The sequence below is a fragment of the Campylobacter sp. BCW_4341 genome (assembly GCF_001764255.1).
Classification (GTDB): Bacteria; Campylobacterota; Campylobacteria; order Campylobacterales; family Campylobacteraceae; genus Campylobacter_D; species Campylobacter_D jejuni.
The window spans coordinates 54478-67823 of the sequence record NZ_MKAH01000052.1 but is presented as its reverse complement, the minus strand read 5'-3'; the positions used below and the strand labels follow the sequence as shown (position 1 = coordinate 67823).

Annotated in this window: 13 protein-coding genes, 1 tRNA gene and 2 pseudogenes; 10 read left to right on the top strand and 6 right to left on the bottom strand. The window is 29.3% G+C overall.

From position 1 onward, the window contains the following. Nucleotides 1–60 precede the first annotated feature (60 nt). From AJN70_RS08790 to AJN70_RS08780, 3 genes are all read left to right on the top strand, one after another. On the top strand, nt 61–735 hold the full coding sequence (locus AJN70_RS08790) for a response regulator transcription factor (RefSeq protein WP_002777451.1): 675 nt from the start codon (nt 61–63) through the stop codon (nt 733–735). Further along, a complete protein-coding gene (locus tag AJN70_RS08785; protein WP_004305599.1) occupies nt 732–1979 on the top strand; it encodes an ArsS family sensor histidine kinase in 1248 nt (415 codons plus the stop codon). The genes AJN70_RS08790 and AJN70_RS08785 overlap by 4 nt, the downstream gene beginning before the upstream one ends. Nucleotides 1980–2070: 91 nt before the next feature. Continuing rightward, nucleotides 2071–2145: transfer RNA gene (locus AJN70_RS08780), tRNA-Asn, on the top strand. An 87-nt stretch (nt 2146–2232) separates the two neighbouring features. Here AJN70_RS08780 and AJN70_RS10085 read toward each other — a convergent pair. The 3 genes and pseudogenes from AJN70_RS10085 to AJN70_RS08770 form a co-directional block, all read right to left on the bottom strand. Further along, nucleotides 2233–2319, bottom strand: a pseudogene (locus AJN70_RS10085) (CopG family transcriptional regulator); the annotation flags it as partial. Between the two features lie 45 nt (nt 2320–2364). Further along, nucleotides 2365–2604, bottom strand: a pseudogene (locus AJN70_RS09955) (ribbon-helix-helix domain-containing protein); the annotation flags it as partial. 10 nt (nt 2605–2614) lie between these two features. Further along, complete coding sequence (locus AJN70_RS08770; RefSeq protein ID WP_002861919.1) at nt 2615–3214, bottom strand: bacteriohemerythrin; 600 nt, start codon at nt 3212–3214, stop codon at nt 2615–2617. 148 nt (nt 3215–3362) lie between these two features. On the opposite strand from AJN70_RS08770, the gene dccR reads away from it, so the two are divergent. Together dccR and dccS are read left to right on the top strand one after the other, a co-directional pair. Continuing rightward, on the top strand, nt 3363–4028 hold the full coding sequence (dccR, locus tag AJN70_RS08765) for a two-component system response regulator DccR (RefSeq protein WP_002870842.1): 666 nt from the start codon (nt 3363–3365) through the stop codon (nt 4026–4028). Further along, nucleotides 4021–5211: a two-component system sensor histidine kinase DccS gene (gene dccS, locus AJN70_RS08760; protein WP_044779060.1), complete on the top strand. Its 1191-nt coding sequence runs from the start codon at nt 4021–4023 to the stop codon at nt 5209–5211. Before dccR ends, dccS begins: the two co-directional genes overlap by 8 nt. 41 nt (nt 5212–5252) lie before the next feature. Here dccS and groL read toward each other — a convergent pair whose 3' ends face one another. Both groL and groES read right to left on the bottom strand, forming a co-directional pair. Further along, entirely contained in the window at nt 5253–6890 is a 1638-nt protein-coding gene (gene groL, locus AJN70_RS08755) for a chaperonin GroEL (protein WP_002853460.1), read from the bottom strand. 19 nt (nt 6891–6909) lie between these two features. Beyond that, nucleotides 6910–7170 carry a co-chaperone GroES gene (gene groES / locus AJN70_RS08750; RefSeq protein WP_002825273.1) on the bottom strand — a complete coding sequence of 87 codons (261 nt, stop codon included), beginning with the start codon at nt 7168–7170 and terminating at the stop codon, nt 6910–6912. A 161-nt stretch (nt 7171–7331) separates the two neighbouring features. Here groES and AJN70_RS08745 point away from each other — a divergent pair, with 161 nt between their 5' ends. The 4 genes from AJN70_RS08745 to AJN70_RS08730 are packed head-to-tail and all read left to right on the top strand — an operon-like array spanning nt 7332 to nt 11342. Beyond that, a complete protein-coding gene (locus tag AJN70_RS08745) occupies nt 7332–9872 on the top strand; it encodes a hypothetical protein (RefSeq protein WP_070295708.1) in 2541 nt (846 codons plus the stop codon). Between the two features lie 9 nt (nt 9873–9881). After that, nucleotides 9882–10493 (top strand): riboflavin synthase, encoded by a 612-nt coding sequence (locus tag AJN70_RS08740; RefSeq protein ID WP_070295707.1) that lies wholly within the window; start codon nt 9882–9884, stop codon nt 10491–10493. After that, complete coding sequence (locus AJN70_RS08735) at nt 10457–11137, top strand: polyphenol oxidase family protein (RefSeq protein ID WP_070295706.1); 681 nt, start codon at nt 10457–10459, stop codon at nt 11135–11137. Before AJN70_RS08740 ends, AJN70_RS08735 begins: the two co-directional genes overlap by 37 nt. 1 nt (nt 11138) lies before the next feature. Further along, nucleotides 11139–11342 carry a hypothetical protein gene (locus AJN70_RS08730; protein ID WP_070295705.1) on the top strand — a complete coding sequence of 68 codons (204 nt, stop codon included), beginning with the start codon at nt 11139–11141 and terminating at the stop codon, nt 11340–11342. Here AJN70_RS08730 and AJN70_RS08725 read toward each other — a convergent pair. Beyond that, on the bottom strand, nt 11339–12499 hold the full coding sequence (locus AJN70_RS08725; protein WP_002852845.1) for a M23 family metallopeptidase: 1161 nt from the start codon (nt 12497–12499) through the stop codon (nt 11339–11341). The genes AJN70_RS08730 and AJN70_RS08725 overlap by 4 nt on opposite strands. Nucleotides 12500–12620: 121 nt before the next feature. Between AJN70_RS08725 and AJN70_RS08720 the strand changes: the two genes are divergently transcribed. Then, nucleotides 12621–13346: a plasminogen-binding N-terminal domain-containing protein gene (locus AJN70_RS08720; protein ID WP_002853792.1), complete on the top strand. Its 726-nt coding sequence runs from the start codon at nt 12621–12623 to the stop codon at nt 13344–13346.

Below are 13346 nucleotides of genomic sequence, written 5' to 3'. Positions count from 1 at the left end.
TTTCCTTTCGTTATAAATTTTAGTTTAAAATTAAAATTAAGTTTAAAATAAAGGAAAACTATGACAAATATTCTTATGATAGAAGACGATTTAGAATTAGCAGAAATTACAGCTGAATATTTGGAAAAATTTGATATGAAGGTTGATATAGCTCATGAGCCTTATATAGGTCTTTCTAAGCTTGCATTAAAAGAGTATCAGCTTATCATTTTAGACCTTTCTTTACCAGGTCTTGATGGGCTTGAAGTGTGTGAAGAAATTCGTAAAAAGTATGATACGCCTATTATTATTTCAAGTGCAAGACATGATATTACAGATAAGGTTAATGCTTTAGAGCTTGGAGCAGATGATTACCTACCAAAACCTTATAATCCAAAAGAATTACAAGCACGTATTAAAAGTCATTTAAGACGTATTTCAAATACAAAAAGCGCCATAGCAAAAAGTGTAAAAGATCTTGTTTATGATCAATATAAGCATATTATTACCATGAAAGGACAAGAGCTTACTTTAACTAATGCTGAATTTGATATTTTAAGCTATTTGATTAAAAAAGAGGGTGGAGTGGTAAGTCGCGAAGAGCTTGTTTATAATTGTTCTTCTATTAGTGAGGATTCTAGCAATAAAAGTATAGATGTTATTATCAGTAGAATTCGTCAAAAGATGGGAGATGATCCAAAAACTCCAAAATATATTCACTCTATACGTGGAATAGGTTATAAGCTTACTCAATGAATAAATCTTCGATTTTTTATACTATAACTTTTATTTTTATTTTTGCTGGGGTTAGTGTTATACTTGGCTTTTTGTGGCTTATAGAATACGATCAGCAAAATTATACTAGAGAATTAAATACAAAATATTCTTTAATAGCTAATGCAAGGCTCTTAAATTTTGCAGGAGTTATCAGTGAAAAAGAATTTGAAGAGCAGACAAAAAATTATAATAAAATGGATGAGATAACAGAAGCAAAGCAGATCCGTAAAATTCTTTTTAGAGGTGATGTTTTAGCTAGAGTTGAGGTTAATAATGGCTTAATCGAGATTATTTCTTATAATAGACAGGTATATTTAAATATTATTTATGATGGAAAGGTTTATCTTTATAAGGATCAAGATTATCAAACCTATAGGTATTTTATTATCAAAGCTATAGCTGTAGCTGTGATTTGTATTCTTGTATTACTTTATATTTATATATTTAAAAAATTAAAACCACTCAAAAGACTTAAAAAACAAATTGATAAATTTGCCCAAGGAAAGCTTAGTGATATAGAAGATGTAAGCACTGGAGTGGATGAAATTTCACAAGTAAGTGAAGCTTTTTATCAAGCCATTGTTCAAATTCGAAAGCTAAATCAATCTCGTCAGTTTTTTTTAAGAAATATTATGCATGAACTCAAAACTCCTATTACTAAAGGGCTATTAACGTTAGAAATGATAGAAGATAATAAATATAAAGAGCGCTTAAATGGGGTTTTTACTAGACTTGAAATTTTAATTAATGAATTTGCTGCTATTGAGCAAATTACTTCAGGGGCTGCTTTTATAAATAGAAAAAAATACAATATTTTAGATGTTTTAGATGAAGCCAAAGAAATTGCAATGCGAGATGATAGCAATATACGTATTTTTATGGAAGAAAGTTTTTTTGTAAATGTGGATTTTAAACTTTTTACTACAGCGATTAAAAATATGATAGATAATGGTATTAAACATTCTGAAGATGGGTTTGTGCAAATTGATATTATAGACGATTATATTTGTTTTAAAAATCGTGGTCCTGAGCTTAACAATACTTTAGAATATTATACTCAAGCTTTTACTCAAGGATCAAAACAAAAATCAAGTTTTGGATTAGGGCTTTATATTGTAAATACTATTTTAGAAACACATGGAATGAAGCTTGATTATTTATATGAAGATGGGGTAAATTTGTTTTATTTTAGAAATTTAAAAAGTGTTATTGTTAAGGAGTAAATTAATTTTTTGCATAAAAAATGCATTTTTATGTAAAAACCCTTGACAAAGTTTTTTAATTTCACTATAATTACATTTTACTTTTAAATATTCCGGATTAGCTCAGCGGTAGAGTAGTCGGCTGTTAACCGATTGGTCGTAGGTTCGAATCCTACATCCGGAGCCACTTTTTAACTCCATTTTTAATATTCATAAATGTATTTTAACATAAAAAATTAATAAGTCTTTATCACAAAAAATTGTGATAAAGTTTTTATTTTGTTTGTTTAAGATTTTTGACAATTTTATCTATTTTTTTACTCGCCTTTTGATAATCCCCATCTTTAAGTTCTTCTAAAGCTTCAATAGCAAAATCAAAATCACCAAGTTCGTTATCATTAGAATCTTCTTGAAGATTTTTGACAATTTTATCTATTTTTTTACTTGCCTTTTGATAATCCCCATCTTTAAGTTCTTCTAGGGCATTAACAGCAAAAGAAAAATCTTCAACTTCATTAAGATAAGCTTCTATAGCTTCTTTTACTATAGCTGATTTTGGCTTAGAAAGATTTTTACTTAAATTATCCAAACGCTCCTTAAGCTCTAAAGGCATTCTAAAAGAATAAGTTTTTACATTGTGTTTCATTTTATCCTCCTTAAGAATGTTTTTTGTAAAATTTTATAATTTGCTTACAAGTTTTGCAGGTAAATTTGTGACCTTGTAGTTCTATTTTTTGATGAATATTATAAGGAACATCGTGAATTTTACCAGGACAATTACAGATATAAAGATAAAATTGTGGATGCTCATTATCTTCATCTTCTGCTGCTTCAAAGCTAATATCACTGCCATCATCTGTAGATAAAGAAGAACTTCTCCATTTTTCAACTTTCATGTCTTCGTATAGTATGTGTTCTAAAAGCCACTTTTTAGCCACTATATAAAGTTTTTCTTTAAGATCATTGGTTGATTTGATATCTTTAATTAAATTAATCATGGTTTGGATGATTTCTTTATGTATTTTTCGATGTTCTTCTAAATTTGGATAGCCTATTAGCTGCATGTATTTTTCTTCATCATTAAAGTGATCTTTCATATAATTAAAAAATTCAGCCAAAAGTTCTTTGACTTCATTTTTACTTACAGATCTATCTGATACAACTTCAACTTTTGCAGCAAGTTCAAAAAGCTTTTTATGTTGCTCGTCAATTTTAGCATTGTGCACACTATAGCTATTATCCCATTTTGGAAGCATTTTAACTCCTTAAGGAAAAATTTATTTATATAAAAGGATTATAGATAAAAATAAATTAAATAAAAATGAAATTTTATTAAATAATTGATAAGAATTTTGATACAATGATATATATTTTAAGAGATTTGAAGTTAGAAAGATTTAAATTATGGCTGCTAAAATTTTACTTTTAGAAGATGATTTGAGTTTGAGTGAGATCATTGAAGAGTTTTTAAATGATGAAGGATATGAAGTATTTTTATGCGATAATGCGCAAGAAGCTTTAGATATAGCTTATGAAAGATATTTTGATCTTTGGATTTTAGATGTAAAAGTTCCTTTAGGAGATGGATTTTCATTGCTTAAAGAATTAAGAAAAAGCGGAAAGCAAACCCCAGCAATTTTCATGACTTCTTTAAACACAACAAACGATTTAAAACAAGGTTTTGATGCAGGTTGTGACGATTATATAAAAAAACCTTTTGAACTTGCTGAGCTATCTATTAGGGTTAAAGCTTTGCTTAAAAGAGCTTTTTCACATAAAAATGAAGATTTTGAAGATTTAGGGGATGGATTTAGATTTGAATTTACTACACAAATTCTTTACTATAATAATAAAGCCTTGACTTTACCGAGTAAAGAAATTAAGCTTTTGTCTTTATTGCTTAAAAATAAAAACAACTTTTTAAGCACAGAGAGAATTTTTGAAGAACTCTGGGATTATGATGAAGAGCCTAGTGAGCTAAGTTTAAGGGCTTATGTGAAAAATTTACGTAAAATTTTAGGAAAAGAAAAAATTATAAATCAAAGAGGCAGGGGATATTGCTATGGCTAAAAAAGTCATTAGGCAAATTTTATTAATCTATCTAACAACTACAGGTATTTTTTTAACTATTTTTTTTGCATTATGGTATCAAAAATTATATGAAGAATTGGTTGTTTTAAAGGGTGCCACTTTGAGAGAAAATCATAGAAATATTGTTATAAGCATCTTAAATTCTCGTTTTACCCCTATAGATATAAGTGCAAAAAATATTGCTCAAAGCACAGCATTAAAATTTGCTATATTTGATGCTAAAAAGATTGTTTTTAGTAATATAGATTTTGATTTAAGAAAGGCAAAGATAGAGCTTAAAGGTAGAGGTATTTGTGATAATAAGGTTTTTTTTCTTGCTCCTATGAGTGCAGATCATTATTTTTTAAGACATGCTAGCAATGAAGAAGTAAATACTAACGATGGTTTGCAAATTTTAATACAGGGTGAAGATGTTGGTAAAGATCTTTTTTGGATTAGAACGAAAGTTTTTGGTTTTGCTATTATGGCTTTTTTCATATTGGGCTTAATATCTTATATTCTAGTAAAAATTGCTCTAAAGCCTTTAGAGGATAAAATCAGCACACTAAATCGTTTTATTAAAGATTCAACTCATGAACTCAATACCCCATTAAGTATTATTTTGATGAGTATAGAACAACTTGATCATCAAAATTTAGGAGATAATGCTAAATTTACAAGGATTAAGCTTGCTGCAAAAAGTTTGTCTCAAGTGTATTCTGATCTTGTTTTTTATAATTTTCCTAATACCTTAGAAACAGAAAAACAAAAATTTGATTTAAGAATGCTACTTGAAGAAAGATTGGAATATTTTAAAGTATTTTTTGAGCAAAAAAAAATTACACTAAAGCTTGATTTAAATCAAGCAAATATTTTTGCCCCTAAAAATCAAATTTCTAAATTGATTGATAATCTTATAAGCAATGCTATTAAATACAATAAAAAAGGTGGAGTAATTTCTATAATTTTGAAAGCCAATTTTTTAAGTATTGCGGATACAGGTTGTGGAATTTCAAAGTCCAATTTAAATCAAATTTTTGATAGATATACAAGATTTAATACCGATCAAGGAGGATTTGGTATAGGACTTTCTTTAGTAAAAAAAGTTTGTGATGATAATGATATTAAAATTATTTGTGAATCTGTAGAAAATCAAGGGAGTGTTTTTAAATTAAATTGGTAATCAGCAAGGATTTTCCTTGCTGATAAGAGGTGGGTAGGACATTACATCATTCCGCCCATGCCACCCATTCCTCCCATACCGCTCATATCTGGCATAGCAGGTTTATCTTCTTTAATTTCACTAATTGTTGCTTCAGTAGTTAAAAGCATACTAGCTACAGAAACTGCATTGAGTAAAGCTACTCTTTCTACTTTAACAGGGTCAATAATTCCACTTTCAAGCATATTAACATATTCACCTTTTGCAGCATCAAATCCTGTGTTTTCATCTTTAGCATTTTCTACGCTATTTACAACCACACCTGCATCAAAGCCTGCATTTTCAGCAATTTGTCTTAAAGGTGCTCTTAAAGCTCTTTCAACGATAGCTGCGCCGATTGCTTCATCACCTTGTAGATCAAGTTTGATTTTAGCTTTTGCTTTGATAAGTGCTGCACCACCACCGATTACTATACCTTCTTCCACTGCTGCTTTAGTAGCACTTAAAGCATCATCAACACGATCTTTTTTCTCTTTCATTTCAGTTTCAGTTGCTGCACCTACTTTAATAACTGCAACACCGCCACTTAATTTTGCAAGTCTTTCTTGCAATTTTTCTCTGTCATAATCTGAAGTTGTTTCAGCAATTTGTGCTTTGATTTGATTTACTCTTGCATCGATATTTGCTTTTTCACCTGCGCCATTTACTATGGTTGTATTGTCTTTATCGATGATTACGCTAGAAGCTTGTCCAAGATCTTGTATGGTCGCACTTTCAAGAGTTCTTCCAAGTTCTTCAGAAATCACTTCTCCGCCTGTTAAAATTGCTATATCTTCAAGCATAGCTTTTCTTCTATCGCCAAAACCTGGAGCTTTTACGGCTGAAATATTAAGAACACCGCGAAGTTTATTTACAACTAAAGTTGCAAGCGCTTCACCTTCAATATCTTCAGCGATAATTAAAAGTGGTTTGCCTGTTTTTTGAATTTGTTCTAAAACCGGTAATAAATCTTTTAAATTTGCAATTTTTTTATCAAAAAGCAGGATATAAGGGCTTGAAAGCTCTACGGTCATTTTTTCTGCATTAGTGATAAAATAAGGGCTTAAATAACCTCTGTCAAATTGCATACCTTCAACTACATTTAATTCATCATTGATTGATTTTGCCTCTTCAACAGTGATAACACCATCTTTGCCTACTTTTTCCATAGCATCAGCGATTAAATTTCCGATTTTTTCATCAGAGTTGGCTGAGATTGTAGCAACTTGTGCAATTTCTTTTTTATCTTTTACTTCGCGAGAAAGTTTTTTAAGTTCACCTACTATAGCTTCGCAAGCCTTATCCATACCGCGTTTTACTTCAATAGGATTTGCACCTGCTGTGATATTTCTTAAACCTTCTTTGAAAATTGCATGAGCTAAAACCGTTGCAGTAGTTGTTCCATCCCCTGCTTGATCAGCTGTTTTGCTTGCTACTTCTCTTACAAGTGAAGCACCCATATTTTCAAGACTGTCTTTAAGTTCTACTTCTTTAGCAACACTTACGCCATCTTTAGTAATGCTTGGAGCACCAAAGCTTTTTTGGATTAAAACATTGCGTCCTCTTGGCCCCATAGTTACTTTTACCGCGTCATTAAGTTTTTTAACGCCCTCATAAAGTTTATTTCTTGCTTCATCTGAAAAAATAATTTCTTTTGCCATTTTTTATCCTTTTTATAAATTATTTTAAAATTCCTAAGATATCATCTAAATTTAAAACTAAATATTCATTATTATCAAGTTTAATTTCTGTTCCACCGTATTTAGCAAACACGATTTTATCACCATTTGCAATGTCAGTGATTTCTTTACTTACTGCCACTACTTCACCCATTAAAGGCTTTTCTTTAGCATTATCTGGTATAATTATGCCTGAGGCTGTTGTTTTGGTTTCTTCAACGCGTTTAACTAGAACACGCTTTCCTAAAGGTTGAAAATTCATTTTTGTCCATCCTTAAAAATATTGATTTTAGCACTCTTTTATTTAGAGTGATAAAATCATACTATAAAAAATGAATTTTGTCAATACTTTAAATTAAAATATTTATAAAAGTTTAGTTTTATAGACTAAAGTTATTTTATAAAATAAACTAAAGGATAAAAATGAAAAAGATTTTTTATGGAGTTATAGCTTTTGTTGTTGTGCTTTTAATTGCTATTTATACCATACTTTTCACAAGTTTTGGTAATAATATAGTGGTAAATATAGCGCAAAAAAAGATCAAAGAAAGTGCGGGATTAGATGTAAATATCACGCATTTTAATTTGCGTTTTTCAAGTCTTGAACTGCAAGCAAATATCGCAAATATGGCAGATTTTAATCTTAAGGGAGCTTTGAGTCCTTTTAAGCTTGGATTTGATCTTGACTATCTTATTTCTTTAAATCAAAATTATGCTAAAAATTTAGGTTTAAATTTAAATCAAAACCTTTCTTTTGGCGGTAAGATTCAAGGTAAAGCAAGTGATTTTACTTTAGATGGAAAAGGTTATTTATTAGGTTCAAATGTACTTTTAAATGCAAGAATGTATAATTACAATCCTATTGCTTTAAATTTAGATGCACAAAATCTTAAGGTAGAAGAAATACTTCATCTTTTATCTTACCCTAGTTACGCTAAAGGTTTTTTAAATGCTCAAGCAAAAATTTCAGCACAGAATTTAAAACCTGATGGAAATATCATCATAAAACTTGATACAAGTTATATAAACTATGAGGCGATAAAAAAAGATTTTTCTTTAGATTTGCCTTTAAATTCTAATCCTAAAGCAGAAATTTTGGCCAATGTTAAAGAAGATAAGATTTATGCTGTAAGTAAAATTTACAATGATTATCTTAATTTACAAACCCAAAAAACTTTTTATGATATTAGCAAGAATGTTTTAAGTACTGATTTTAATTTAAGTATTCCTTCTCTTGCAAAGCTTGAAAAACTTACAAAAACTAGACTAAATGGTAGTTTGGGTGTGATAGGTCAAACAAGTGTTGTAAATAATGCCTTATCAAGTTTAAATGCTCAAGTTATCGGACTTGGTGGAGAGGTAAAGGCAAGTTTGAAAAATAATAAAATTTTTGCAGATATTAATGAAGCAAGTTTGGAAAAATTATTAGCTCTTGCAGGATACGGAGCTTTGGTTTCTGGAAATTTAAATGCTAAACTTCTAAATGCGGATTTAGATTTTTCTAATTTCGATCTTGAAGCAAAAATAAACAATGCAAAGATTAACACCAATGAGCTTAAAAAAATAGCCAAAATAGAACTTCCAAATACAATTTTTAGTCTTGATGCTAAAGCAAATGCAAAAAATAGCAATATTTCTTACAATGCTTTACTTGCTTCAAATTTGCTTAATATTAAAAAACTTCAAGGAACTTATAATTTAAAAAATAGTGAGTTAAATACAAATTTAAATGCTTTTATTGATGACTTGTCTCAGTTTAGTGCTATAGCAGGACAAAAATTACAAGGTAAGGCAGATCTTACTGCAAAAGCTCATATTATAGGCACTCAAATACAAAATTTAAATGCAAATGCAAATTTGGCAGATGGTGTAATCAAGGTTGATTCAAATGGTAAAAAACTTGATTTAAACATTGATAAACTTGATTTATCTAAACTTTTTGTTATAGTAGGTATGCCAAATTATGCCAGTGGGATTGTTAATGCAAAAGTTAATTTAGATAATATCGATTTTAACAACCTTAATGGTAAAGCAAATTTAGAAGCTAAAGGTATTTTAAATGCTGCAACTTTAAGTAATATTTTAAATAAAAATTTTCCAAACAATACAAGTTATGATTTAAATACCAAAATTAATTTTAAAAAAAATATCGCTCAATTTGATTCCGTTTTAAATTCATCTTTAGCTGATCTTGCAAAACTACAAGGAAGTTTTGATATAAGCAAAATGCTTTTAAATTCGGATTTTAGTCTAAAGATAAATGATTTTTCAAAACTAGGCTTTTTGTTGGATAGAAAACTTAAAGGTAAGGCAGAATTTAATGGAAAGGTAGGTTTTGATAAGAGTTTAAATTTTGTTGTAAATAGTCCAAATTTATTTGAAGGGAAGTTTCAAAGCACACTTAAAAATAACCTTTTGCTTGCTGATTTAAATGGAGTGGATTTAAGTAGTCTAGCTCAAAGTTTGGACTTTATGGATGTTTATCAAGGCAAGGCAGATGTGAAGGCAAATTACAATCTTTTAAGCGAAGAAGGCGAGGTTAATTTGGATATGAAAGAGGGTAAATTAAAACCAAATCTTATTACCAATGCTTTAAAAATTTTAACGCTAAAAGATATTACAAATGATGTTTATCGCACTGCTAATGCTAAAGCTTTGATTAAAAAAGAAAATATCAAACTTGATCTTAATATGCAAGCAGATCGTTCTTATATTTTAGTACAATCAGGAGCTTTAAATTCTAAAAGTGGAGCTTTAAATTTGCCTTTTGATATTAAACTCGATAGAGCCAATTTTAAAGGAAGTATTACGGGAACTACGGAAAATCCTAAAGTAAATTTAAATGCAGGAAGTGTGTTAAATTCTATTAAAAATGTAGTAGGTGGTGGTGTGAGTGATGGTGCTAAAAGTACAGGCGATAAAGTAGATAAAGCGGTGAATAAATTATTAAATAAGATTTTTTAAGGTAAAAAAATGTTTAATGGACTCATAAGAGAAATTGCTAAAGTTCAATCTTATCAAAACAATACTTTAAGTTTAAAAGCAAAATATCGCCCAAATCTTGGCGATAGTATAGCCGTGAATGGAGCTTGTTTGAGTGTGACAAAACTTTATGAGGGAGGTTTTGAAGTGGAGCTTTCTCGTGAAAGTCGCACTCATATAGCTATAGAAAATTTAAAAGATAAAGTTCATATAGAACCTGCTTTAAGATATGGCGATAGAATTGATGGACATCTTATGCAAGGACATATTGATTTTATTGGCACACTTGAAAAAATTCAAAAAGATGAAAATGGAGTAGATTTTCATATATCTTTACCCAAAGAAGCTATGAAATTTATGGCAGAAAAAGGAAGTATAGGCGTTGATGGAGTAAGTCTTACTATCAATGAAATTTTAAAAAATGGTATTCGGCTTACTATTATTCCCATTACTTTTCAAGAAACGCTTTTTAAAGACTATCAAGTAGGTAGAAAAATCAACATAGAAAGTGATTTGCTTGCTCGTTATATTTATGCACAATTACAAGGTAAAAACAAAGGATTATCATGGGAAGAAGTGGAAAGAATTTCTTATCTTTATTAGAAAATGATAAAGTCGGTATTTTTTGTGCTTTTGATAAGGATTATAATGTTTTTAGGGCTAAAATTCATAATGAGAATTTATTTTCTCATTTAGATTTTAAAGACATTGAAAAATGTGTTTTTATGGATCAAATTCACTCTCATAAAGTTATTATTTATGATGAAAATTTAAAAAATCTCAGTTGTGATGGGCTTATAAGCAAGGAAAAAAATATTGCTCTTTGTGTTTTAAGTGCGGATTGTTTACCTTTAATTTTATATCATGAAAGTGGCATTATAGCAGCTTTGCATTCAGGTAGAAAAGGAAGCTTTAAAAATATCCTAAAAGAATGCGTTGATCAAATTGCTATGCAAAATTTACATTTAGATAAAAATAAATTTCATCTTTTTATCCTGCCTGGAATTTGTGCTAAAAATTATGAAATAGATGGAGAAATTTTAGAATTTGCTAAAAAAGAATTTAAAGAATTTGTTCAAGACGATAAACTTGATTTAAAAGCTTTAGTAAAATTTCAAGCGCAAAATTTAGGCATTGAAAATATTAAAGATTGTGGAATTTGTAGTTTTGATGATGAGAGTTTTTTTTCTTATCGTCGTGATAAAACGCCTAAGCGTTTTGTGAGTGTGGTTTATTTAAAGGATTAAAATGTATGAAAGAAAAGATTTAAGAGTGTTAAAAATCATTCAAAAAGCTAGAGAATTTGGCGATGGAGATTTGTTAAATGAAGCTTTGGTAAAACAATTGATTGATGCAGATTTTTGTGAAATTAATGAAAAAGAAAAAGAAGAGCTTACAACTCTTCTAAATTCTTTAATCAATGCAAAAGATAAAGCGTTGTTGAGTAATTAAAATTCTATATAGTTTTCAAAATCTTCTTCTTTTGGAGGATTAGGTTGATTCGAGGCTAGGGCTTCTTTAACAACCTGCTCGTATCCAGCTATGATATGTTTAAAATTCTCTTTTGCTTTTCCACTAAGTTCTGATTTGGCGATTTTTACAACAGATGCAGGATTTATAGCTTTATTATTTAAATATACTCCAAAATGCAAATGAGGACCTGTGCTCATACCTGTTGAACCAACATATGCAATTACTTGTCCTTGATTTACCTTTTGTCCGTTTTTAATTTTTGCAAAACGACTAAGATGAGCATATAAAGTCATATAACCTGAGTCATGCTTGATTTGAATTACATTTCCATAACCACCTTTTGTGCCTATAAAGGTTACTACTCCTTTGCCAGCACTTTTTACAGGAGTTCCAGTAGGTGCAGCATAGTCTATACCAAGATGGGCGCGATAGCGTTTTAATATAGGATGATATCTTGCTGTTGTAAAAGGAGAGGAAATTCTAGTGTAGTTCACAGGTTTTGTAAGTAAAAAAGATTCTAATTCTTTGCCATCGCGATCATAGAATATATCATTATAAGAAAAGACTTCTCTAGCGCTTTTATTGATTTCTACCATTGCCATTTTTATATTTATATCGCCCCAAAGTTTACCCATGCGTCTTTTTTGTTCATAATATAGGGTTACTTCATCACCTTTTTGGATATTGCGAAAATTTATACTTCCTCGAAAAGCACGAACCATAGCACGAGCTAAAGTACTGCTACCACTTTCTTCATAGACATCTTGATAAGCAGAGCTTTTAATGGTTAAATGTAAAATTCTATCTTCTTTTTGATAAGATACAGGAGTAAAAGCAAGAGTGTATTGTCCATCTTTATCTTTATAGATATGAATTTGTAAATCATCGCTAATTGGAATTAAAACTTGTTCTATGTTGTTGTTTTCATCTTTTAAAACTTGATATTTTATTTTATAAGCTATATCAGAAGCAAGTTCTTGATCTTCTCTATCAAGTCCATAATAAAGCGACATAGGTATGGAATTTCTTTGTAAGAATTTAAGCAAGGTATCTCCATTATCCCAAGTTAACTCTTCAACACTTAAAGCTGCAAAACTTTGAACAACAAAAATAAATAAAAGCAATAATTTTTTCATGAGATAACCTTAATTTTTAAAAGAATTTTGAAATTTGAAAGCTATATTTTACTTTATTTTTCTTACAATTGCTTAACAAAAAAGGATTATAATTCTATAAATTTTTATTTAAGGAGCAAATTTGTTTAAAACTATAGTGTGTTTTTTAGCTTTAAACCTTAGCCTCTTTGCGGTTGGATTTGATTTAAAACCTATAAAAAGTGAACTTGTAAAAGTTGATGATATTTATGGTTATATTAAAGATAGTGATGATATAAAACTTTATTCAAGTGGCGTAGTAGTACAACATTTTAGCAATTCGCAAAGTATCATCGCTAGAGCAAGTGTTATAGATAAAAAAAATGGTTTGGCAAAATTAGAATTTAGCGTTTTTTCAGCTCTTAAGCAAGATGCTTTGCCTTTACCAAATGTTTTACCTAAAGTAGGTGATGAGGTTGTTTTAAATTTTCTTTATGATAGAGGATTGGTAATTGCTCCTGATGAACAAACTTATAATGAACTTGTTAGAGAATTTCCGCAGATATATTTTACCCATATTGACATTTTTGGAGCACAATTAATTAGAACGGCCACTCTTTCTCCTAAGCGTTCAGATTTTAGGCAATTTTGTGATGATAATGCGGTTGGTATTTTGGTTGTAGCTTTGGAAAATCAAGCAGAAGTTGTGGATTGTCAAGATTTTAATAAGCTTTATGAAGTGCCTATAAGCAAGCCAACTAGCGTTCAGGTTCCTTTTTATTCTCGTATAGGTGGATATAAAAGTAATTTTTTTGATTTTAACTCTCAAGAAATAGGAAATTATTATAGATATTATGATGCTTTGATTAATCTTCCTAAGGTGCAATAA

Bases quoted from the DNA above. Each gene is read 5' to 3' on its own strand.
- AJN70_RS08740 (WP_070295707.1), top strand. From the start codon at position 9,882: ATGTTTAATGGACTCATAAGAGAAATTGCTAAAGTTCAATCTTATCAA.
- dccR (WP_002870842.1), top strand. From the start codon at position 3,363: ATGGCTGCTAAAATTTTACTTTTAGAAGATGATTTGAGTTTGAGTGAG.
- AJN70_RS08770 (WP_002861919.1), bottom strand. From the start codon at position 3,214: ATGCTTCCAAAATGGGATAATAGCTATAGTGTGCACAATGCTAAAATT.
- AJN70_RS08745 (WP_070295708.1), top strand. From the start codon at position 7,332: ATGAAAAAGATTTTTTATGGAGTTATAGCTTTTGTTGTTGTGCTTTTA.
- AJN70_RS08785 (WP_004305599.1), top strand. From the start codon at position 732: ATGAATAAATCTTCGATTTTTTATACTATAACTTTTATTTTTATTTTT.
- dccS (WP_044779060.1), top strand. From the start codon at position 4,021: ATGGCTAAAAAAGTCATTAGGCAAATTTTATTAATCTATCTAACAACT.
- AJN70_RS08790 (WP_002777451.1), top strand. From the start codon at position 61: ATGACAAATATTCTTATGATAGAAGACGATTTAGAATTAGCAGAAATT.
- groL (WP_002853460.1), bottom strand. From the start codon at position 6,890: ATGGCAAAAGAAATTATTTTTTCAGATGAAGCAAGAAATAAACTTTAT.
- AJN70_RS08725 (WP_002852845.1), bottom strand. From the start codon at position 12,499: ATGAAAAAATTATTGCTTTTATTTATTTTTGTTGTTCAAAGTTTTGCA.
- groES (WP_002825273.1), bottom strand. From the start codon at position 7,170: ATGAATTTTCAACCTTTAGGAAAGCGTGTTCTAGTTAAACGCGTTGAA.
- AJN70_RS08730 (WP_070295705.1), top strand. From the start codon at position 11,139: ATGTATGAAAGAAAAGATTTAAGAGTGTTAAAAATCATTCAAAAAGCT.
- AJN70_RS08735 (WP_070295706.1), top strand. From the start codon at position 10,457: ATGGGAAGAAGTGGAAAGAATTTCTTATCTTTATTAGAAAATGATAAA.